This is a genomic window from Aurantimonas coralicida DSM 14790 (assembly GCF_000421645.1).
GTDB lineage: Bacteria > Pseudomonadota > Alphaproteobacteria > Rhizobiales > Rhizobiaceae > Aurantimonas > Aurantimonas coralicida.
This window is the reverse complement of record NZ_ATXK01000002.1, coordinates 354,348-372,126: the sequence shown is the minus strand read 5'-3', so window position 1 is coordinate 372,126 and position 17,779 is coordinate 354,348. Positions and strand designations below refer to the sequence as shown.

Annotated in this window: 24 protein-coding genes and 1 tRNA gene; 9 read left to right on the top strand and 16 right to left on the bottom strand. The window is 68.1% G+C overall.

Annotation, left to right across the window (positions count from 1 at the left end; all coding sequences use genetic code 11):
• Positions 1–33: 33 nt before the first annotated feature.
• Both H536_RS0106410 and H536_RS0106405 read right to left on the bottom strand, forming a co-directional pair.
• Complete coding sequence (locus tag H536_RS0106410) at positions 34–690, bottom strand: response regulator (protein ID WP_024349681.1); 657 nt, start codon at positions 688–690, stop codon at positions 34–36.
• Between the two features lie 117 nt (positions 691–807).
• The gene (locus H536_RS0106405) at positions 808–1,230 is read right to left on the bottom strand and encodes a secondary thiamine-phosphate synthase enzyme YjbQ (RefSeq protein ID WP_024349680.1); all 423 of its coding nucleotides are present in this window, start codon (positions 1,228–1,230) and stop codon (positions 808–810) included.
• 110 nt (positions 1,231–1,340) lie between these two features.
• Here H536_RS0106405 and H536_RS0106400 point away from each other — a divergent pair, with 110 nt between their 5' ends.
• Positions 1,341–2,321: an alpha/beta hydrolase gene (locus H536_RS0106400; protein WP_029702830.1), complete on the top strand. Its 981-nt coding sequence runs from the start codon at positions 1,341–1,343 to the stop codon at positions 2,319–2,321.
• Positions 2,322–2,347: 26 nt separating this feature from the next.
• Here the strand turns inward: H536_RS0106400 and H536_RS0106395 are convergent, their stop codons facing one another.
• A complete protein-coding gene (locus H536_RS0106395) occupies positions 2,348–2,803 on the bottom strand; it encodes a hypothetical protein (RefSeq protein WP_024349678.1) in 456 nt (151 codons plus the stop codon).
• Positions 2,804–2,946: 143 nt separating this feature from the next.
• On the opposite strand from H536_RS0106395, the gene H536_RS0106390 reads away from it, so the two are divergent.
• Positions 2,947–3,294 (top strand): DUF952 domain-containing protein, encoded by a 348-nt coding sequence (locus tag H536_RS0106390; RefSeq protein WP_024349677.1) that lies wholly within the window; start codon positions 2,947–2,949, stop codon positions 3,292–3,294.
• Positions 3,291–4,388: a quinone-dependent dihydroorotate dehydrogenase gene (locus tag H536_RS0106385; RefSeq protein WP_024349676.1), complete on the top strand. Its 1,098-nt coding sequence runs from the start codon at positions 3,291–3,293 to the stop codon at positions 4,386–4,388. Before H536_RS0106390 ends, H536_RS0106385 begins: the two co-directional genes overlap by 4 nt.
• A gap of 38 nt (positions 4,389–4,426) precedes the next feature.
• Here H536_RS0106385 and H536_RS0106380 read toward each other — a convergent pair whose 3' ends face one another.
• The 3 genes from H536_RS0106380 to H536_RS0106370 all read right to left on the bottom strand — a co-directional run bounded on the left by H536_RS0106380 (position 4,427) and on the right by H536_RS0106370 (position 7,540).
• Entirely contained in the window at positions 4,427–4,864 is a 438-nt protein-coding gene (locus H536_RS0106380; RefSeq protein ID WP_024349675.1) for a response regulator, read from the bottom strand.
• 2 nt (positions 4,865–4,866) lie between these two features.
• The gene (locus tag H536_RS0106375) at positions 4,867–5,988 is read right to left on the bottom strand and encodes a PAS domain-containing protein (protein ID WP_024349674.1); all 1,122 of its coding nucleotides are present in this window, start codon (positions 5,986–5,988) and stop codon (positions 4,867–4,869) included.
• Between the two features lie 130 nt (positions 5,989–6,118).
• Positions 6,119–7,540: an MATE family efflux transporter gene (locus H536_RS0106370; RefSeq protein WP_051141542.1), complete on the bottom strand. Its 1,422-nt coding sequence runs from the start codon at positions 7,538–7,540 to the stop codon at positions 6,119–6,121.
• A gap of 96 nt (positions 7,541–7,636) precedes the next feature.
• On the opposite strand from H536_RS0106370, the gene H536_RS0106365 reads away from it, so the two are divergent.
• Both H536_RS0106365 and H536_RS0106360 read left to right on the top strand, forming a co-directional pair.
• Positions 7,637–8,539, top strand: coding sequence for a histone deacetylase family protein (locus H536_RS0106365; RefSeq protein ID WP_024349672.1), 903 nt, complete (start codon positions 7,637–7,639; stop codon positions 8,537–8,539).
• 118 nt (positions 8,540–8,657) lie between these two features.
• Entirely contained in the window at positions 8,658–9,194 is a 537-nt protein-coding gene (locus tag H536_RS0106360) for a hypothetical protein (protein ID WP_060576830.1), read from the top strand.
• Positions 9,195–9,228: 34 nt separating this feature from the next.
• Here H536_RS0106360 and H536_RS0106355 read toward each other — a convergent pair whose 3' ends face one another.
• The 3 genes from H536_RS0106355 to H536_RS0106345 all read right to left on the bottom strand — a co-directional run bounded on the left by H536_RS0106355 (position 9,229) and on the right by H536_RS0106345 (position 12,193).
• A complete protein-coding gene (locus tag H536_RS0106355; RefSeq protein ID WP_024349670.1) occupies positions 9,229–9,498 on the bottom strand; it encodes a DUF6460 domain-containing protein in 270 nt (89 codons plus the stop codon).
• A gap of 114 nt (positions 9,499–9,612) precedes the next feature.
• Positions 9,613–11,289: a cisplatin damage response ATP-dependent DNA ligase gene (locus H536_RS0106350; protein ID WP_024349669.1), complete on the bottom strand. Its 1,677-nt coding sequence runs from the start codon at positions 11,287–11,289 to the stop codon at positions 9,613–9,615.
• Between the two features lie 100 nt (positions 11,290–11,389).
• A complete protein-coding gene (locus H536_RS0106345; RefSeq protein WP_024349668.1) occupies positions 11,390–12,193 on the bottom strand; it encodes an exonuclease domain-containing protein in 804 nt (267 codons plus the stop codon).
• A gap of 196 nt (positions 12,194–12,389) precedes the next feature.
• Here H536_RS0106345 and H536_RS0106340 point away from each other — a divergent pair, with 196 nt between their 5' ends.
• On the top strand, positions 12,390–13,346 hold the full coding sequence (locus H536_RS0106340; RefSeq protein WP_024349667.1) for an NAD(P)H-dependent flavin oxidoreductase: 957 nt from the start codon (positions 12,390–12,392) through the stop codon (positions 13,344–13,346).
• 142 nt (positions 13,347–13,488) lie between these two features.
• Positions 13,489–13,564 (top strand) — tRNA-Thr (locus H536_RS0106335).
• Positions 13,565–13,674: 110 nt separating this feature from the next.
• On the opposite strand, the gene H536_RS0106330 is transcribed toward H536_RS0106335, so the two are convergent.
• The 7 genes from H536_RS0106330 to H536_RS24755 all read right to left on the bottom strand — a co-directional run bounded on the left by H536_RS0106330 (position 13,675) and on the right by H536_RS24755 (position 16,973).
• Positions 13,675–13,908 carry a hypothetical protein gene (locus tag H536_RS0106330; RefSeq protein WP_024349666.1) on the bottom strand — a complete coding sequence of 78 codons (234 nt, stop codon included), beginning with the start codon at positions 13,906–13,908 and terminating at the stop codon, positions 13,675–13,677.
• Between the two features lie 38 nt (positions 13,909–13,946).
• Complete coding sequence (locus H536_RS0106325; protein ID WP_024349665.1) at positions 13,947–15,164, bottom strand: site-specific integrase; 1,218 nt, start codon at positions 15,162–15,164, stop codon at positions 13,947–13,949.
• A 103-nt stretch (positions 15,165–15,267) separates the two neighbouring features.
• Complete coding sequence (locus H536_RS0106315; RefSeq protein WP_024349664.1) at positions 15,268–15,471, bottom strand: hypothetical protein; 204 nt, start codon at positions 15,469–15,471, stop codon at positions 15,268–15,270.
• On the bottom strand, positions 15,468–15,848 hold the full coding sequence (locus tag H536_RS0106310; RefSeq protein ID WP_024349663.1) for a hypothetical protein: 381 nt from the start codon (positions 15,846–15,848) through the stop codon (positions 15,468–15,470). The genes H536_RS0106315 and H536_RS0106310 overlap by 4 nt, the downstream gene beginning before the upstream one ends.
• On the bottom strand, positions 15,845–16,039 hold the full coding sequence (locus H536_RS0106305) for a hypothetical protein (protein WP_024349662.1): 195 nt from the start codon (positions 16,037–16,039) through the stop codon (positions 15,845–15,847). The genes H536_RS0106310 and H536_RS0106305 overlap by 4 nt, the downstream gene beginning before the upstream one ends.
• Complete coding sequence (locus H536_RS0106300; protein ID WP_155898409.1) at positions 16,029–16,343, bottom strand: hypothetical protein; 315 nt, start codon at positions 16,341–16,343, stop codon at positions 16,029–16,031. Before H536_RS0106300 ends, H536_RS0106305 begins: the two co-directional genes overlap by 11 nt.
• Positions 16,344–16,412: 69 nt before the next feature.
• Positions 16,413–16,973: a LexA family transcriptional regulator gene (locus H536_RS24755; RefSeq protein WP_024349660.1), complete on the bottom strand. Its 561-nt coding sequence runs from the start codon at positions 16,971–16,973 to the stop codon at positions 16,413–16,415.
• A gap of 94 nt (positions 16,974–17,067) precedes the next feature.
• Here H536_RS24755 and H536_RS25475 point away from each other — a divergent pair, with 94 nt between their 5' ends.
• Both H536_RS25475 and H536_RS23145 read left to right on the top strand, forming a co-directional pair.
• Positions 17,068–17,376: a helix-turn-helix domain-containing protein gene (locus H536_RS25475; protein ID WP_081651836.1), complete on the top strand. Its 309-nt coding sequence runs from the start codon at positions 17,068–17,070 to the stop codon at positions 17,374–17,376.
• Positions 17,373–17,750 carry a hypothetical protein gene (locus H536_RS23145; RefSeq protein WP_024349659.1) on the top strand — a complete coding sequence of 126 codons (378 nt, stop codon included), beginning with the start codon at positions 17,373–17,375 and terminating at the stop codon, positions 17,748–17,750. Before H536_RS25475 ends, H536_RS23145 begins: the two co-directional genes overlap by 4 nt.
• Positions 17,751–17,779: the final 29 nt, after the last annotated feature.

Sequence of the window (17,779 nt, the reverse complement as noted above, 5' to 3'; positions counted from 1 at the left end):
TGTCCTGGATGAGATGCGTCCGCGGCGCGCGGCTCAGCCGGCGAGGCCGCTTTCCAGATCGATGCCGAGCCGCGACAGGCGGATCACCGCCTGGGTGCGGCTGTCGACGCCCAGCTTCAGGAGCACCGCCGAGACATGCGCCTTGATGGTGGCTTCGGAGATGCCGAGCTCGTAGGCGATCTGCTTGTTCAGAAGCCCGCGTCCCAGCATGGTCAAGACCCGCGTCTGCTGCGGCGTCAGGGTGCGGATGCGCTGGATCAGCTCGGTGACCTCCGGGTCGCGCTCCGATTCCAGCGAGATGTCCGGCGGCAGGAAGACCTCGCCGGCCAGAAGCGCCAGGATCGCCTCGCGGATCTCGGCAAAGCCGGAGGATTTCGGGATGAAACCGGAGGCGCCGAGATCGAGGGCGCGCGCCACGATCGGCGCGTCCTCGCTGCCCGAGACGATGGCGATGGGCACCGAGGGATGGTCGGCGCGCAGGAGCGCCATGCCCGACAGGCCGCTGGTTCCCGGCATGTTCAGGTCGAGCAGCATCAGATCGGCCTCGGGATTGGCCGCCAGCGCCGCCGCCGCCTGGTCGAAATCCGCCGCCTCGACGATCTCGGCCGTGTCCGGCAGCGACGTCAGGATCTCCCGCAGCGCGCCGCGAAACAGCGGATGATCGTCGGCCACGATGAAGACGTAGCGCATGCCCCTGTTCTCCCCCCCTGCCTTTTCAACCGGATACCGGCTGCGACGCGCTCCCACTTCGTCGCGGCCCTTCTTGGCCCGGCTGCCCGGCGGGATCAACCCGCGGTCGTTCCGGCCTCAGCCCAGCGTACCGGAAAAGTGCAGCACGATCTCGCGCGAATGCGGGCGTGCCCGATGCTCGACGACATAGATGCCCTGCCAGGTGCCCAGCATCATGCGACCGCCCGACACCGGCACGGCGACGCTGGTTCCCGTCAGCACGGTCTTGATGTGGGCCGGCATGTCGTCCGGGCCCTCCATCGTATGGACATAGGGCGCATCGGCGGGCGCCAGCCGGTCGAGGGCGTTCAAGAGGTCGTGCTGGACGTCGGGATCGGCATTCTCCTGGATGGTCAGCGACGCCGAGGTATGGCGGATGAACACCGTCAGCAGCCCCTCGCGGGCGCCCGCCGCAATCAGCCGTTCGGCGATCGCGGCGCTGATGTCGGTCATCGAGCGCCCCTTCGTGGCAACGCTGAGGGTTTCGATATGCTGGTCCATCGCCCTTGCCCCGTTGTCGTTGGATGCGGCCCCGAGCCTTTGCCACACGCCGCGCCCTACACCTGTGGAGGCCATGTCCTAGCTTCTCCGGCGCAAACAGGGAAACGGCAATGACCAAGACGCGACTGACCATCGACCCCGCAGCATTCGACCCGGCGCAGGCGGACCCCGAGCTGGTCGCCCTGAACGAGAAGATCATCAGGGATCAGAAGGCGCTGCCAGATCCCTGGTCGCTGCCGGTGGAGACGGTCCGCAAGGCGCGGCGCGAGGGCCGCGGCATCCTGCCGATCGGACCGCGCGAGAAGAACGCCGAGGAGATCATCCATATCGGCGGCGCCGGCCGCGAGATCCCGGTGCGGGTGTTCCGCCCGCGCGACGGGCAGACCCGCGGCACCTTCCTGCATATCCATGGCGGTGGCTGGGTGTTCGGCGCCGCCGACGAGGCCGATCCGCGCCTGCGCCGGATGGCCGACAATACCGGGCTGACCGTCGCCTCGGTCGAATACCGGCTGGCGCCGGAGTTCCCGCATCCGGCGGCCCTGCACGACTGCACCGACATTGCGGTGGCGCTGGCCAACGGCCATCTCGACCTGCCGCGCGGCTTCCTGGCGATCGGCGGGGAATCGGCCGGGGCGCATCTCGCGGTCCTGACGATGCTGCGGCTGCGCGACGAATACGGCCTGACGCCGTTCCGCGCCGCCAATCTGGTCGCCGGCTGCTACGACCTCTCACTGACCCCGAGCGTGCGCAACTGGGGCAAGGAGCGGCTCGTCCTCAACACCGACGACGTCATGGAATTCGTCATGCGCCTGGTGCCGGAGAGCGTCTCGCTCAAGGACCCGGCGGTCTCGCCGCTCCATGCCGACCTGACCGGCCTGCCGCCGGCCCTGTTCAGCTGCGGCACGCGGGACCTTTTGATCGACGACACGCTGTTCATGGCGATGCGCTGGATGGGCAGCGGGATCGAGACGGAGGTGTCGCTGACCAATGGCGGCTGCCATGTCTTCGAAGTGTTTCCGACGGCCGCCGGCGAGCGCTCCCTCGACACGATGGAAGCCTATCTGAGGCGGCGGGTCAGCTTCCCGGTCTGACGCCAGCCCGTCCCTTCCGTGGCGCGTCAGGTCCGGCGGGGCATGTCCGTCTCGGCGTCCGCATCATCCGACGGGGTCTCGCCGCGAATGTCCTCGTCGAGCTCCCTGACGATGTCGGCGAAGCCGCGAAACAGCTTCTGCATCTGGTCGACGGCCCGATCGGCATCGTCGCTGTCGATCAGCGCCCGGCGGCCCTCTTCCAGTTCTTCCACCCGGGCTTCGAGATCGTCGAGGCGGGCGGCGAGTTCGCCGTCACCGCTGGCGCCGCTGCCCCCGCCGAGTGTCGCATCGGTGCAGACGATGGCGTCGCCCGCGACCCGGCAGAACTCGACTTCGCCGGTCACCGTGTCGAGCCGCGCGACACCGCCATCGATGGGTTGCATCTCGTAGCGTCCGCCGGCCGTGTCGATGAGCGACTGGGCGGCCGCCGGCGTTGCCAGCAGCGCGGTTGCGGTCAGGATCGTCAGTGCATATCCGGCCATGGCGGCCTCCCGTTGCTTGGGTGGATGGCCGGCACACTCCGGCCCTTTCGGCGACGCTAGACCGGGGACGTGACCACCTCGTGGCGGCAGACGGCCATTCGGCGCGATTGCTTTTTGCCGGTGCCTCTGGCAACCGATGAAACATGGTTGAGCCGATATACAAGATCGCGCCGCGGGCGCTTTGGGAGGCCGCGAAGGCCAAGGGCCGCTTCGACGGCGCACCGGTGGACGAGGCGGATGGCTACATCCATTTCTCGACCGGCCAGCAGGCACGCGAGACGGCGGCCCGGCACTTCGCCCGCCAGGACGATCTCCTGCTGATTGCGGTGGATCCGGCCCGGCTCGGCGAGGCCCTGCGCTTCGAGCCGTCGCGCGGTGGCGCGCTGTTCCCGCATCTCTACGGTCCGCTGCCGCTGGACGCGGTGCTGTGGGTCGAGGACCTGCCGCTCGGCGCCGACGGCAATCACCAGTTCCCCGGCTCCGTCAGGTGAGACGCCTCTACCGGCTGGCACGCCCGGCCATCTTCCGTCTCGATCCGGAGCGCAGCCATGGCCTGTCGATCGCCGCCCTGAAGAGCGGCCTCGTGCCGCGCGCCGACACCCCGGTGGACAATCGTCTGCGCGTAGCGGTCGCCGGCATCGGCTTTCCCAATCCGCTCGGCCTCGCCGCCGGTTACGACAAGAATGCCGAGGTGCCCGACGCCGCGCTGCGGCTCGGCTTCGGCTTTGCCGAGGTCGGCACGATCACGCCGAAGCCGCAGGAGGGCAACCCCAGGCCCCGGGTCTTCCGCATCACGACGAAAGAGGCGATCATCAACCGCCTCGGCTTCAACAACCAGGGCCATGCCGAAGCCTTCGCGCGGCTGTCCGCCCGCGCCCGCAAGCCGGGCATCGTCGGCGTCAATGTCGGGGCCAACAAGGACGCGATCGACCGGGTCGCCGACTATGTCGAGGGCATCAACGTCTTCGCCCCGGTGGCCAGCTACCTGACGATCAACATTTCCTCGCCCAACACGCCGGGCCTGCGCGCGCTGCAGAGCGGCTCGGAACTCGACCGGCTGCTGCGCTCGGCCGTGGCGGCGCGGGACGGCTACGCCGCCCTGTCGGGCACGGCGAAGACGCCGCTGTTCCTGAAGGTGGCGCCGGATCTGACCGAGGAGCAGATCGAGGAGATCGCCGGCGAGGTCACGCGGCGCGGCATCGACGGCATGATCGTCTCCAACACCACCCTGTCGCGCGAGGGGGTCACGGGGCTGCCGGACGCCACCGAGGCGGGCGGCCTGTCGGGAGCACCGCTGGCGGCGCGCGCGACCTATGTTCTGGCGCGGTTCCGCAAGGCGCTCGGCCCCGACATGCCGCTGATCGGCGTTGGCGGGATCGACAGCGCGGCGGAGGCGATCCGGCGGATCGAGGCGGGCGCCGACCTCGTGCAGCTCTACACGGCGCTGGTCTATCATGGCCCCGAGCTGCCGGGCGCCATTCTCAGGGGAATCCTGCGCTATCTCGACCGCGCGGGGATCGACAGCCTGCGCGAGTTGCGCGACCGCAGCGTCGATGCCGTTCTGGCCGATCCGCCTGCGAACTGAGCGGCAAGCGCTTCACAGCGTAGGGCGACGTCGCGGGCTCAGGCCCAGGCGAAAGCGAGGCCCGGCGAGGCGTGGAAGCTCGCCGGCGGCTTGCAGTGCGGCGGCGGGTTGGACATCCCCTCCTGCAGATACTGCATGATCCGGAAGACGTCATGGCGCACGAAGGGCTTGGGCAGGACGCCATGTCCACCGGCAAAATCCTCAGGCAGCTTGCGCGGATTGCCGGTCACGAAGACCACCATCGTCTCGGGCCAGATGCTGCGGATATGGGTGCAGACATCGATGCCGCTCGAATTCTCGGCCAGATGCAGGTCGACGAAGGCGACGTCCGGCGTCAGATCGCGGGGCAGCGCCTGCACCTCGCGCAGCGACGCGCATTCGCCGGCCACCTCGTAGCCCGCATCCTCGATCATGGCTTCCATGTCCATGGCGAGGAGCGCTTCGTCTTCGACGATCAGGAACTTGAGCGCGGGCATGTTCAGGCAGCTCCTGCTTCGTCCGGCTGGTGCAGCGGGAAGCGGATGGACACATGGGTTCCGGAGGCGGCGCCGTTCCACTCGGTTTCGGCGCCGATCTGGCGCGACAGACGCGCGATCAGCGAGCGGCCCACCGAGCCGGTGGTGATCCGGTCCGCGTCGAACCCCGGACCGTCGTCGCGCAGATCGATCATGGCGTGGCCGTCGAGCTGCCGGACCTCGAGGCGCAATTCGCCGCTCCGTCCGTCGGCATAGGCGTGCTTGACGGCATTGGTGATCAGCTCGTTGAGGATCAGCCCGACCGGTGCCGCCTTGCTGGCGGCGATTGCGACGGCCTCGCACTGGCTGTTCAAACGGATGTCCTCGCGACCGCTGGCGCCCAGCACGTCCGAGGCGAGGCTGTCGGCGAAGGCGCCCACGTCGAACCGGGTCACGTCGTCGGCCTGGTAGAGCCGGCGATGGACGGCTGCCAGCGCGTCGATGCGCTCCAGCATGGTCTCCAGCGTCTCGCGGAACTTCGGATCGGGGATCGAGCGCATCTGGAGCCGCAGCAGCGAGCCGATCATGGTCAGGTTGTTCTTGACCCGGTGGTCGACCTCGTTGAGCAGCAGCGTCTTGGCTTCCAGCGCCGCCTGCAGATCGCGGGTGCGGGCATGGACCTGCGCCTCGACATCCTCCTTGCGGCGGGCGAGCGCCTGCTCGGCCTCGACCCGATCGGTCATGTCGAGCTGCGAGGCGAAGAAGAACTGGACGTCGCCGTCCTCGCCCCGCACCGGACTGACATAGAGCGAATTCCAGAAGGCGCTGCCGTCCTTGCGGTAATTGCGCAACTGGACGTTCACCGCCTCTTCGCGCGCCACGGCCTGGCGCAGGCGATCCACCTCGGCGGGATCGGTGTCAGGCCCCTGCAGGAACCGGCAGTTGCGGCCGATGATCTCGTCACGCGCGTAGCCGGTGAGATCCTGGAAGGCCTTGTTGGCGAAGACGATCGGATTGTCGGGCTGCCGCGGATCGGTGATGATCATCGGCATGCGGGTTCCGCGAATGGCCGCCGCGAAGGGATCGCCCCGGCCCTGCTCGTGGCCGATGATCTCGGTAAGGTGCCAGTCGTCGCGCTGTCTCATGTCCTGCTGCCGTCGGTTCCCGTAAGTCCGGTCGGCGGCGAGGCGCAACCTGAGGGTGGGTAAAGATGGTCAGCTAACGGCAAGTCGCGGTTTCCGTTCCGTCGAACTTTCGTCTTGTCTGTGGACAACGTTACCGCACTGCAGCGCCTTCGCGTCCGCCCGGCCATGACGGCGCGGCGAAGGTCTCGGCGCGCCGCCGCGGCACCAGCGCCAGCAGGCTGAAGCCGCGAAAGCCGAGAAAGGCGAGGAGCGCCAGCCACAGGCCCGTATTGCCGTAGAACGGCGTCAGCGCGTAGGCGGCGGCCGCGAAAACGAGGAAGGCCGCGATCATCATGTTGCGCATGGTCCGCGACCATGTGGCGCCGATGAACACGCCGTCCATGATGAAGGCCAGCGCGCCGGCAACCGGCGTCAGCGCCGCGAACGGCAGATAGTCCGTGGCCATCTGCCGCACCGCCGGGTCCGTCGTCAGTCCGGCGATCAGCGCCTCGCCGGCGAAGAGGAACACCGCCGAGACCACCAGCGACACGGCCATGCCCCATAGGATGGTGAGGCGGACGGCGCGGTCGAAGGCCGGCCGGTAGCGCGCGCCGACCGAGCGCCCGACCAGTTGCTCGGTGGCCGTCGCCAGCCCGTCGAGAAAATAGCTGCCGACCGCGAAGAAGTTCATCAGGATGCCGTTGGCCGCCAGCACCAGCGTGCCGAACTGGGCGCCGAGCCGCGCGAACAGCATGAAGGCGCCGAGCAGGCAGAAGGAGCGGATCATGATGTCGCGATTGACCGCGATCATCCGCACGAAGCCGGCCCGCTCGAAGACCCGCGCACGGGACGGCCGGTCGGCGGCGCCGAAACGCCGCAAGACGACGAGGAAGCCGACAAGGGCGCCGATCGCCTCGCCGCAGACCGTGCCGACGGCAACACCGGCAATGCCGTATTCCATCACCAGGCCGAACAGGATCGACAGGGCGATGTTGGTCCCGTTGACGACGAATTGCAGCGCGAGCCCCAGCCCGCCCCGGCCGCAGCCCAGCACATGGCCGAGAATGGCGTAGTTGAGAAAGGCGAAGGGCGCCGAGAACATCCGCACGAAGACGTAGAGCCCGGTCGCGGCAACGACCCCCGGCCCCGGCGCGATGGCCAGAAGGCCGAGCCCGGTGATCAGCGGCTCGGCGGCGATCAGCCCGGCGCCGATCAGCAGCGACAGCACCACCGAGCGCCAGAACACCGCCTGCACCTCGCGGCCGTTCTCCTCGCCGGCCGCCTGCGCCGTCAGCCCGGTCGTGCCGGAGCGCAGGAAATTGAAGGTGGCGAAGGCGAAATCGAAGATCAGCGCGCCGACCGCCAGCCCGCCGAGTGCCGTCGCATCGCCGATCCGCCCGACTACCGCCGTATCGGTCAGCCCGATCAGCGGCGTGGTCAGGAAGGCCAGCGTCATCGGCAGGGTGATCTTCCAGACATCGCGATGGGTGACCGTGAAGGGGCGCGAGCGTGGCACCTGCCCGCCCGGCTCCGCGCCGCTGCCGCCGCCGCGTCTGTCGTCCTGATCGATCATCTCGTGCATGGGCGGCAGGTTGCACCGGCATCGCAGGCACGCAAGCGAAACCTTGCCGCGGTGAATCCCGGCGAGGCCGCCCTAGCTTGTCGCCGAATGCCCCTTCCGATCATCCATCACCCCGCCTTCGACGCGGATTTCGACGCCGCGCACCGGTTTCCGATGTCGAAGTTCTTGCGGCTCGCCGAAATCCTGGTGGAGGACGGGCTCGTCGCGCCCGGCGGCTACCATGAACCGGCCCCGGCGCCGCAGGACTGGCTGCGGCTGGCGCATGACCCGCTCTATGTCGACCAGGTGCTGTTTTCGGCCGTGCCGCCGGAGATGGAGAAGGCGATCGGCTTCCGGGTCGACGAGAAGGTGGCGCTGCGCTCGCGCTGCGCGACCGGCGGAACGGTGCTGACCGCCCATCTGGCGCTCGTCGAGGGGCTTGCCTGCAACACGGCCGGCGGCAGCCATCATGCGGCGCGGGACGGTGGCGCCGGCTTCTCGGTGTTCAACGACGTGGCGGTGGCGGCGTCGCTGCTCCTGGCCGACGGCGATGCCGGCCGCGTCCTGATCGTCGATTGCGACGTCCACCAAGGTGACGGCACGGCCCGTATCTTCGAGAACGAGCGGCGGGTCTTCACCCTGTCGCTGCATGGCGCGAAAAACTATCCGGTGCGCAAGGCGCAGTCCGATCTCGACGTGCCGCTGGCCGACGGCACCGGCGACGCCGACTATCTGGACGCCCTCGTGCCGGCGCTGGCCGAAGGTCTCCGCCGCTCGCTGCCCGATATCGTCTTCTACAATGCCGGCGTCGACCCGCACGAAAACGACCGGCTCGGCCGTCTGGCGCTGAGCGATGCCGGTCTAGCCCAGCGCGACCGCACGGTGATCGGAACCTGCCGCGACGCCGGCATCCCCGTCGCCTGCGTCATCGGCGGCGGCTATTCCCGCGACATCGACGCGCTGGCCCGCCGCCATTCGATCCTGCACCGGGTGGCCTGGGAGTTCGCCTGAGCGATCCGTGTCCCGCGATCACGAAAGCGCCAAGCCGATCTCTTGTCGGCACGACAGCAGGCAGGCATGATGCCAGATATTCCCTTACGGAATATCCTCCGCCCGAGGTGCCCTCGCCATGTATGGTTCAACCTTCCTGAAGTACACCGCATTCCTCTCAGCTTTGGCTCTGGTCGCGCTGACTGCGTGGTTTTTGAAGAATAAACCAGACTATTTCCCGCTGGCCCCCATCGAAACGGGCACGATCGTCGCCATCCTCGAACGGCTCGGCATCTTCGTCGTGCTGGCCTTGTTCGTGGAGCGGGCGACCGAGGTCTATGTGGCGGTGTTTCTCGAGCCCTACCAGCCCAAGGCGAACTTCGTCGGACCACTTGCGGAAACAGCGATGGACAGCGAAGCGATCAAGTTTCGCACCACGATCTTCTCGCTCATTCTGGGGCTTTTCATCGGTCTGGCCGGCGTCAGCATCCTCGGCGCCCTGCTACCGGCCAAAGCCGACATGAGCGTGATCCTGCGTCTGGCCGACATCGTGCTCGTCGGCGCCCTGTTGTCGGGCGGCGCCGAACCGATCCACCAGATCATGGAGGCGATCTCCGAGAGCGCCGCGGCGGTCAAGAAGCGCGCTAAGGCGCAGAAGGCCGCAGCGGCGGTCTGACCCCGCCCGCTCCGGATGCTTCGCGTCGAACCGCCTAGCGGCGGCCGATGGTCAGCAGGCGCGAGATGATGAAGATCGGGATGACGATGGCCGCGCCGAGCAGGAAATAGTCCAGCGCCCGGTCGAGCGAGCCGAAGATGTTGTACCAGAGCCAGTCGAACAGGCTGACGAACCAGTCGACCACGTCGGCAGGGCTCCAGGACAGCCAGGACAGGATCACGCCTACGACGATCGACAGCAGGATCAGCCGCATGATCACGCCGAGCGGCGAGCCACCGAGAAACCTGTTCACCCGTTCCGACATGTTGCACTGCTCCGCTGCGTCCCTGCCCGGCAGGTAGGCGGTCGCGCCGCGCGGCACAAGCCCGCAGCACTGGCCAGCCGGTGCACGGCCCTTCCCCGGCAGCCCTCCGGCGCCCTATTCCGGCATCGGCTCGGGCAGCATCGCCTGCAGCGTTTCCAGCCGGTCCGCCTCGAAGGCCGGCTTGTCCCATCTCAGTCGCGAGACGCGCGGGAAGCGCATGGCGACGCCGCTCTTGTGGCGGCTCGACCGGGCCAGCCCCTCGAAGGCGACTTCCAGGACGAGGCCGTGATCGGGCTCGGCCCGCACCGAGCGCACCGGACCGAAGCGCTCGATCGTGTTGTCGCGGACATATTTGTCGAGCTGCTTCAGCTCCTCGTCGGTGAAGCCGAAATAGGCCTTGCCGACCGGCACCAGTTCGGGATCGTCCATCGGCCCGGTCCAGACGCCGAACGTGTAGTCGGAATAGAAGCTCGACCGTTTGCCGTGGCCGCGCTGGGCATACATCAGCACCGCGTCGACCAGATGCGGGTCCTGCTTCCACTTGAACCACGGGCCCTTCGGCCGGCCCGGCACATAGGTGGAGTCCCAGCGCTTCAGCATCACGCCCTCGATCACCGGATGGGGCGGGCCGGCCCGCAGGCGTGCGAGTTCGTCGAAATCGGAAAAGGCCAGGAAAGGCGATACGTCGAAGCGGGTCGGCTCGAGGCCGGCGACAAAGCGGTCCAGCCGCTTGCGGCGCTCGGCAAAGGGCAGCGCCCGCAGATCCTCGTCGCCGTCCTGCAGCAGATCGTAGGTCCGCAGGAACACCGGATAGCGCTTCAGGACGGCCGCCGAGACCGTCTTGCGGTTCAGGCGTTGCTGCAAATCTGAGAAGGTGCCGACGACGATGTCGTCGCGTGGCGCCCCCTCATGCGCCTCCACCTTCGGCGTGCCGCCACTCTGGGACTGCGGCGTGGCGACCAGCAACTCGCCGTCAAGCGCGCCCTCATAGGTCATGAAGTCGAGAAGGTCGGGAAAGGCGTTGGAGATGTCGTCGCCGGTGCGCGAATACAGCCGCCGGGTGCCGTTCTCGGCCGTCGCCTGGACGCGGATGCCGTCCCATTTCCACTCGGCCGCATAGGTCTCGGGATCGATGCGGCCGTAATCCGGCTCCTCCAGCGCCTGCGACAGCATCACCGGGCGGAACGGCGAGGCCGCCGCCGAGACCGGCTTGGCGTCGCGGCCCTCCAGCCAGGCGAACAGGCTTTGATAGGGTAGTTCCAGCCCGTGCCAGAGCTCCTCGATCTCGGCAACCGGCCGGTCGCCGAATTCGGCCAGCGCCTGCTTGGCGAGGCGCGAGGAGACGCCGATGCGCATGGCGCCGGTGACGAGCTTCAGCAGCGCGTAGCGGCCCGAGGAATCCAGCCGGTCGAGCCAGGCCTCGACGAGTGCCGGGCCGTCCTTGCGGGTCGCGGCGTCCAGCGTCTCCACCACCTCCGCCAGCGTCGGCGGATCGGCCGGCCGGGCTGCGCCGTCCAGCGGCGACGGCCAGACCAGGGCTATGGTCTCGGCCAGATCGCCGACATAATCGTAGGAATAGCCGAACAGGACCTCGTCCATGCGGCTCGCCATCAATTCGCGCAGCATGGCCGGCTTGACGCTGCGCACGTCGAGATCGCCGGTGATCGCCGCCAGCGCATAGCCACGCACGGGATCGGGCACATGGCGGAAGAAATCCACCATCAGGCGCAGCTTGCCGTTGCGCGACGGGGTCAGGACCAGGCGGTCGAGGAGTTCGGCAAAGCGCTTCATGGGGTCCCGGAACGGCTGCGGATCGGCGATGCGGGGCACATAGGGCGCGGACGCCGGGCCGCATCGTCCCCCTGAGGCAGCGCACGCGCCTAGGCTCGGCTCAGACGGCGGCAGCCGGCATCTGGCGGGCGCCGCGCACGCTGCGCAGCCGCAGATGATGGCGGGCGGTGAAGACGGCGTCGGCTTCCATACCGGGTTCGCGCAGCAGCCATTCCAGATAGGCGTCCGGTACTTCGGCCAGGGCGACGCCCTTGTGGCGGCCGAAGCGCAACCGTGCCAGCAGCGCCGGTTCGTTCGAGACCCGCTCGGCCCGCTCCAGAAAATCGTCCACGTCGTGGCAGCGCGGCATCAGCGTCGCCGCGATGGTCCGCAGCAGCACCGCCGTGCAGACCGCATCGTAGAGCGCCCGGTGCGGATGCAGCCCCTCCAGCATCGGTCGCACTTCGGACAGGTCAAGCGGCACGTATTTGACAAGGCTCTGCAGGCCGTGCGCCCGCACCTGCGGAAAGGCCCGCAGCGCCAGCTTGTAGGTGCACAGCCAGCGCCCGGTCAGCCGCAGGCGCGAGCGATCGAAGCTGGCGCGCTGGGCAGCATAGAGCCCGGCCGACGCGAAGGGCCGGACCGCCTCCACGAATGGCGGCGCGCCTTCCAGCATGGCGTCGCTGATCTGGTGGACCTTGCGGGCATGCGGATTGATCGCGACGCCGGCGGGATCGCACAAGGTCTGCAGCGGGTTGCCGATCGCACCGGTTGCCAGATCCACATCGATCGAGCCGATCTCGATCACGGCGTCCTCGTCCAGCCGGTGGCCCGCCGTCTCTACGTCGATGACGCGGACGGTCGTGGGCCCGGGCTCGGCGAAGAGCGAGCGCGTAATGGGCACGGGCGGGAACAGGTCGGACATCGCCTGCCAAGATCGGTCGTCGCGGTCCGGCGCGCAAGATGGTGCGACCGCCTGTCCGGGAAAGCGGCGCCCTGCCCGACCGATGGCGCTATCGAACACGCGCCGGGCCATGGCGCGGCGGCCGATCTTTGCAGGGCCCGAGCGATCTGCTACGACCCCCTACTCTTACGTTTACGTCAAAATCATAGGTGTGATCCTGGCCCTCCCCACGCTTCTCGAAGGTCGCCTGCGGCTGCCGGTCATCGCCGCGCCGCTGTTCATCATTTCGCATCCGGCGCTGGTCATCGCCCAGGCCAAAGCCGGCATCGTCGGTGCCTTCCCGGCGCTGAACGCCCGGCCGGCGGCCCAGCTCGACGAATGGCTCTGCGAGATCGCGGAAGCGCTGGCCGCCCACGACCGCGCGCATCCCGAGCGGCCGGCCGCGCCCTTCGCCGTCAACCAGATCGTCCACCGCTCCAATACGCGGCTGGAGGAGGATCTGGCGGTCTGCGTCAAGCACAAGGTGCCGATCGTCATCACCTCGCTGGGCGCGCGGCCGGAAGTGAACGAGGCTGTGCATTCCTATGGCGGCATCGTGCTGCACGACGTGATCAACGACCGCTTCGCCCGCAAGGCGATCGAGAAGGGCGCCGACGGCCTGATCGCGGTGGCGGCCGGCGCCGGCGGCCATGCCGGCACGCTGTCGCCCTTCGCGCTGATCCAGGAAATCCGCGAATGGTTCGACGGGCCGGTGTTCCTGTCCGGGGCGATCGCCACCGGCGATGCGGTGCTCGCGGCCGAGGCCATGGGGGCCGATGGCGGCTATATCGGCTCGGCCTTCATCGCCACCGACGAGGCGCGCGCCGCCGAGGACTACAAGCAGGGCATCGCCCGCGGCCGGGCCAGCGACATCGTCTATACCGATCTCTTCACCGGCATCCACGGCAATTACCTGCGCGAATCCATCGTCGCCGCCGGCCTCGACCCGGACGCCCTGCCCGGCAGCGATCCCAGCCAGATGGATTTCGGCGGCAGCGCCAAGCCCAAGGCCTGGAAGGAGATCTGGGGCTCGGGCCAGGGCATCGGCGCGGTGCGCTCGGTGGGGCCGGCCAGCGCCCTGGTCGATCGCCTCGCGGCCGAATACGAGGCCGCCAGGCGCCGCATCTGCGGCTGACGCAGCCCGCCACACCCCACCGGCCGGCGGCGCATCGCACAATCGTGCCGCGCCGCCGTTCCATGTCGCTTTCCCGCTTGAACCCGACCGCGTTTCCCGCTATCAGGGCGCCGTCCGCGGATTTCGATCCGATCCGGACCGTGCCGCTTTAGCTCAGTTGGTAGAGCACGTCATTCGTAATGACGGGGTCGCGTGTTCGAGTCACGCAAGCGGCACCATTCTTTCCAATCACTTAGACGCATCTAACGTGAACAGCCGGGGAACACGTGAGACACCGTGAGACTTCAAAGCGTCTCACAGGTTCTTACGACGTTCTTGCTGGCCTGTCTCAGCGTCCAGGCACCTGCGCCTGCACTCTCATGCTGATGTCGCGGCTGCCGCATTCCGCGCATTTGAGTGGCGGCGCCCACTGCACGAAGACCTGATGCCTGCCCCACCGGCGGATCGCCTCATCGAGGGTCAGGCCAAGTGTGCGGTTGCAGTTGTTGCACGCCCATGCGAGCCCCATGCCGTTGTCGACGAGCTTGCCGAGCGTATCGATCTTGGTTGGGTCGTCTGACACTTGGCTGTCGCTTATTCTCACTGTCTTCCGGACGTACCCTAGCCCTCGTCATCGACGTCGTCGAACCATGCGACCATCTTGCCGATCGCGGTGTCGCCCATCTCGGGATGCTGCGCCAAGTAGTGCTTGAGGATGGTGTGGGCCGACTGCGCCGAGTGGCCCGTCACGGAACAGATCTGCGGGATCGTGGCGTCGGCGAAGCCCATCCAGGTCACGGCCGTGTCGCGCAGGTCCTGGTCGCGGAAGTCGGCCAGCGACGGGCAGGTCTCGGCCGCCTTGTCGCGGACCTTCGCGAAGGTGTGCCGATAATGGTACGGCCTGAACGGTCGCCAGTGGCGCTCGTCGAGGACGATCTGCGGATCGACGATGCCGGCGGCCTCGCGGCGCTTGCGGCTGGCGGCGAGGCGGCGCTTGAGTTCGGGCGCCTCGAAGATCTCGACGATGGCGCCGGTCTTCTTCTGGCGAAACAGGCGACGGCCGCGGGCCAGCTCAGCCTTGTGGGCGACCAGCGCCAGGCGATCGTTCTGGCGCTGGCCGGTCCATACGCCCAGCATCACCATGTCGCCGATCTCGGGCCGGCCCATCGCGTCGGCCGCCGCGACCAGGGCAGCGATCTCGTCGCGAGTGCCGAAGCGCACGCGCGGCGCCGGTGTCGACAGGCCGAGGCCGATGCAGGGATTGCCGGCCAACGTCACGCGGCCGCGCCGGCGGCCCCATGAGATCGCGGCCGACATGGTCGCGAGGACGGCCCGCGCCGACGACAGACCGCGCTGCTCCCACAGATCCTCGAACAGACCATAGGCGAGCTGCGGCGTCAGCACGGCGACGGCCGCATGATAGAATTCGGGATCGTGCGTCTCGAAGGTCTTCATCGCTTGGCGATAGTTGGCGCGGGTGTTGGCGGCATAGACCTTGAGATCGCGCTTGCCGATCGCGCTGGCCTCGCCCCATTTCGGGGAACGCTGCCAGTCCTCGAACAGACGGGCGAAGGAATAGACGACCGGCGCCTGGCGCAGCGGCTTCGCGCCCTTCGGCCGCCGGCGGTTGGCTTCCCTGGTGGCGGCCGCGCGCCGGGCTTCGATCTCGGCCGTGCGTGCCAGCGACCAGTCGGTCGCCTCGCCGATCGTGTACCAGGCGCCGTCATCATGCCGAAGATCCTCGCCCTTGTAGCCCAGCGCGCGCATGGACGCGCCCGGGACAAATCGCGGGCGACCATCGCGCCAAGCGATGAGCGGGATCTTCGGCGGCTTGGTCATCGGGTCAGCTCCTTTTCCGGCATGGCCGCCTCGGCGGCGGCGATCAGCCGCTCGAGGACGGCCAGCTGCTCGGCCATCAGCCGGGCGGCATAGTCGGCGGCGGTCACGACGGCACCTTTTCGCCGTGCGCCGGGCTCGCGAACCGGGCTTCGGCCCAGATGGCGCGCAGGATCGCCTCACGATCCTCGCGCGTTCCGCCGCAAGAGCCGGAGAGTTCCGGCATCATGCGCGCCAGCATGGCATTCGTCAGCCGAACCGGCGCGGGCCAGTAACCGCCGACGTCGTCTTCCGAGGTCGCCCTGCTCATCGTCTCTCTCCGTAACGTTCCTCGAGCGAGGCGCGCTGTCCAGCGACGAGGCGCAGCATGGGCTGCCCTCGCCGCGCGTCGGGCGTATCGACGTCCACGTCGTCGTTGTCCGGCGCATCGGGCACGCCGGCGGCGAGGATCCACGTCTCGACGGCGCAGCGCGACCAGCGCCAGCCGCAGCCTGGCAGTCGCGGCGGGAAGCCGCGGTCGCGATGCAGTCGCCATGACTTCGCCTTGAGCTGGTCGATCGTCAGGCCAAGTGCCGGCGCCAGTTCCTCGACGCCGATCAGCTTATCCGCGATCGACGGGCGGGAAATGTCCGGACTTTCGTTAAGTGTCGAAATGTCCGGTCTTTCGTTAAGTGCGCCTCCCGTCATCGCAGCTGCTCCCCCGACGCGGACCGGTAGGAGAAGAACGCCTCCTGTCCGTCGCGCTCCTCCTGGGCGAACCGATCGTCGAGGCGCTGCAGCGCGCCCACGGCGAGCGGGCCAAAAGTGGCGGTCAGAGCGACGGCGAGGCCGACGCCCTGCAGGAACCGCCGGATGGCGTCGTGGCGGTCACTGACCATCGATCGCCTCCCGCTGCTTGAGCCGGCGGCGGGCGCGTGCGGCGCGGATCATTTCCCGGACCTCAAGACCGAGGCCGGTTGCTTCGATCCGGTCGCGGCCGGTGCCCTGGCGAATGACCGCCAGATTGTGCTGCTTGAGTGTCGCGGCGACATCGAGGGAGATCGCCTGGTCGCTCGGCGTCTCCCAGCGATTGCGACCGCGCCGGTATCGATTGCGGCACAGCCGGTCGAGCGCTTTGCGCTGCACGTCGTTCAAGAGATTGGCCGGCGGCGGGTTGCCGTCGGTGGTGTAGGCAATGGACATGGTGGCCTCCGTCATTGAGAACGAAGCCAGAAAATCCGAAATGGTCTATTTTGTCAATACCAGAATGGATTATCGCCGCTCGACCCACCGGACGAGCCAGGCTGCCGAGATCACCGGATCGCTGATAAGCGGCGCGTTGAAGCTTTCCAGCGCGAGGCCGTCGCGAGTCCGACGGATGGTTTTGATGAGCTTGCGACCATCGGCCAGCTCGACGATGCACTCGCGGTTGATCAGCTCCTCGACTGAGCGGCTGATGCCCTCGAAGATGATCCGGTCGCCGTCGCGATAGACCGGGTACATCGAATCGCCACGCACCACGACTACCTCGACCGGCCCGCGCGCGTTGGGCGGAACCTCCACCCGATCGGCGTCGCCTCCAGCTTCCGAATAGACTGTCTGCCCCGCCCCGACATAGCCGACAATGGGTGCATAGGTGCGGCCAAGTTCCCCAAACATCAGCTCCTGCGGGGTCGCCTGCAGATGGGGCGCCAAGCGCTCCGCCCACTCGCGCGTGAGCTTGCGGTCGCCCGCCTCCAGCTTGTTGATCTGCGGCTGGCTCGTCTTGGCAAGCTCTGCCAGCTGCGCCTGACTGATTCCGGCTTGCTGCCGGTAGTGACGAAGGTTGCTCATCCCTCCGCCGTAGCTCGCTAGTCCGTTTCGGTCTAACACCGTAATGGATTTTTCTCCTTGACTTGAGAAACCATTTCGGACTTTCTTCGGGCGCATGACGCTCGATGATTTCCTCTCCGATACCAACGAAACCCAAAGCGCCTTCGCCCAGCGGATCGGCGTTCCCCAGGGTACCGTCGGTCGATATGTGCGCGGCGAACGCATCCCGCGGCCTCTCATCATGGGGCGGATCATTCACGCAACGAGCGGACGGGTTTCCGCTTCCGACTTCTACCCGTCCCCTGCCGTCGAACATCATAACAGCGCGTCTCCTTCCGTGTCTCACACTGACAGGAGGGGTCGACCATGTCCGACCGAAGTGCGGCCGTCGGCGGCCGGAAAGCATCCGGAGACGATTCCATGAGCCTGACCTGCGACGGGCTGGAGCCCGCCGTGGCGGAGGCGCGCGACCATGCGCGCCGCCTGCACCGGGCGGAGTATCGCGGCCCCGGCGACACCGATGAAGCGATCCGTGTTCGCCTCGAGCGCAAGCTTGGCGTGCCGGCGAGCTACTGGCTGCGGCTTCACAAGCGCGCGGCGGAAATGACCGACGTGTCGGGCAAGTATGCCCGGCTCCTGCGGCTGGCCTGCGAGGCGCTGGATGCCCGCACCGCCCGCGTCAACCAGCACACCAGCGAGATCGAGAATGAACTTGAGACGATCCGTCAGCGCCGCGCTGGCCGCCGAGGCGCGCCGCGTTCGCGCGCAGATCAGGCGTCTCTTTTCCAAGAGCTTTGACGCGGCCGAGCGGGCGATCGCCCGCCGGC

Excerpts from the sequence above, each read along its gene's own strand:
- H536_RS0106410 (WP_024349681.1), bottom strand. The coding sequence starts at position 690 with ATGCGCTACGTCTTCATCGTGGCCGACGATCATCCGCTGTTTCGCGGC.
- H536_RS0106405 (WP_024349680.1), bottom strand. The coding sequence starts at position 1,230 with ATGGACCAGCATATCGAAACCCTCAGCGTTGCCACGAAGGGGCGCTCG.
- H536_RS0106400 (WP_029702830.1), top strand. The coding sequence starts at position 1,341 with ATGACCAAGACGCGACTGACCATCGACCCCGCAGCATTCGACCCGGCG.
- H536_RS0106395 (WP_024349678.1), bottom strand. The coding sequence starts at position 2,803 with ATGGCCGGATATGCACTGACGATCCTGACCGCAACCGCGCTGCTGGCA.
- H536_RS0106390 (WP_024349677.1), top strand. The coding sequence starts at position 2,947 with ATGGTTGAGCCGATATACAAGATCGCGCCGCGGGCGCTTTGGGAGGCC.
- H536_RS0106380 (WP_024349675.1), bottom strand. The coding sequence starts at position 4,864 with ATGCCCGCGCTCAAGTTCCTGATCGTCGAAGACGAAGCGCTCCTCGCC.
- H536_RS0106375 (WP_024349674.1), bottom strand. The coding sequence starts at position 5,988 with ATGAGACAGCGCGACGACTGGCACCTTACCGAGATCATCGGCCACGAG.
- H536_RS0106370 (WP_051141542.1), bottom strand. The coding sequence starts at position 7,540 with ATGATCGATCAGGACGACAGACGCGGCGGCGGCAGCGGCGCGGAGCCG.
- H536_RS0106365 (WP_024349672.1), top strand. The coding sequence starts at position 7,637 with ATGCCCCTTCCGATCATCCATCACCCCGCCTTCGACGCGGATTTCGAC.
- H536_RS0106360 (WP_060576830.1), top strand. The coding sequence starts at position 8,658 with ATGTATGGTTCAACCTTCCTGAAGTACACCGCATTCCTCTCAGCTTTG.
- H536_RS0106355 (WP_024349670.1), bottom strand. The coding sequence starts at position 9,498 with ATGTCGGAACGGGTGAACAGGTTTCTCGGTGGCTCGCCGCTCGGCGTG.
- H536_RS0106350 (WP_024349669.1), bottom strand. The coding sequence starts at position 11,289 with ATGAAGCGCTTTGCCGAACTCCTCGACCGCCTGGTCCTGACCCCGTCG.
- H536_RS0106345 (WP_024349668.1), bottom strand. The coding sequence starts at position 12,193 with ATGTCCGACCTGTTCCCGCCCGTGCCCATTACGCGCTCGCTCTTCGCC.
- H536_RS0106325 (WP_024349665.1), bottom strand. The coding sequence starts at position 15,164 with ATGACCAAGCCGCCGAAGATCCCGCTCATCGCTTGGCGCGATGGTCGC.
- H536_RS0106315 (WP_024349664.1), bottom strand. The coding sequence starts at position 15,471 with ATGAGCAGGGCGACCTCGGAAGACGACGTCGGCGGTTACTGGCCCGCG.
- H536_RS0106310 (WP_024349663.1), bottom strand. The coding sequence starts at position 15,848 with ATGACGGGAGGCGCACTTAACGAAAGACCGGACATTTCGACACTTAAC.
- H536_RS0106305 (WP_024349662.1), bottom strand. The coding sequence starts at position 16,039 with ATGGTCAGTGACCGCCACGACGCCATCCGGCGGTTCCTGCAGGGCGTC.
- H536_RS0106300 (WP_155898409.1), bottom strand. The coding sequence starts at position 16,343 with ATGTCCATTGCCTACACCACCGACGGCAACCCGCCGCCGGCCAATCTC.
- H536_RS24755 (WP_024349660.1), bottom strand. The coding sequence starts at position 16,973 with ATGAGCAACCTTCGTCACTACCGGCAGCAAGCCGGAATCAGTCAGGCG.
- H536_RS25475 (WP_081651836.1), top strand. The coding sequence starts at position 17,068 with ATGACGCTCGATGATTTCCTCTCCGATACCAACGAAACCCAAAGCGCC.
- H536_RS23145 (WP_024349659.1), top strand. The coding sequence starts at position 17,373 with ATGAGCCTGACCTGCGACGGGCTGGAGCCCGCCGTGGCGGAGGCGCGC.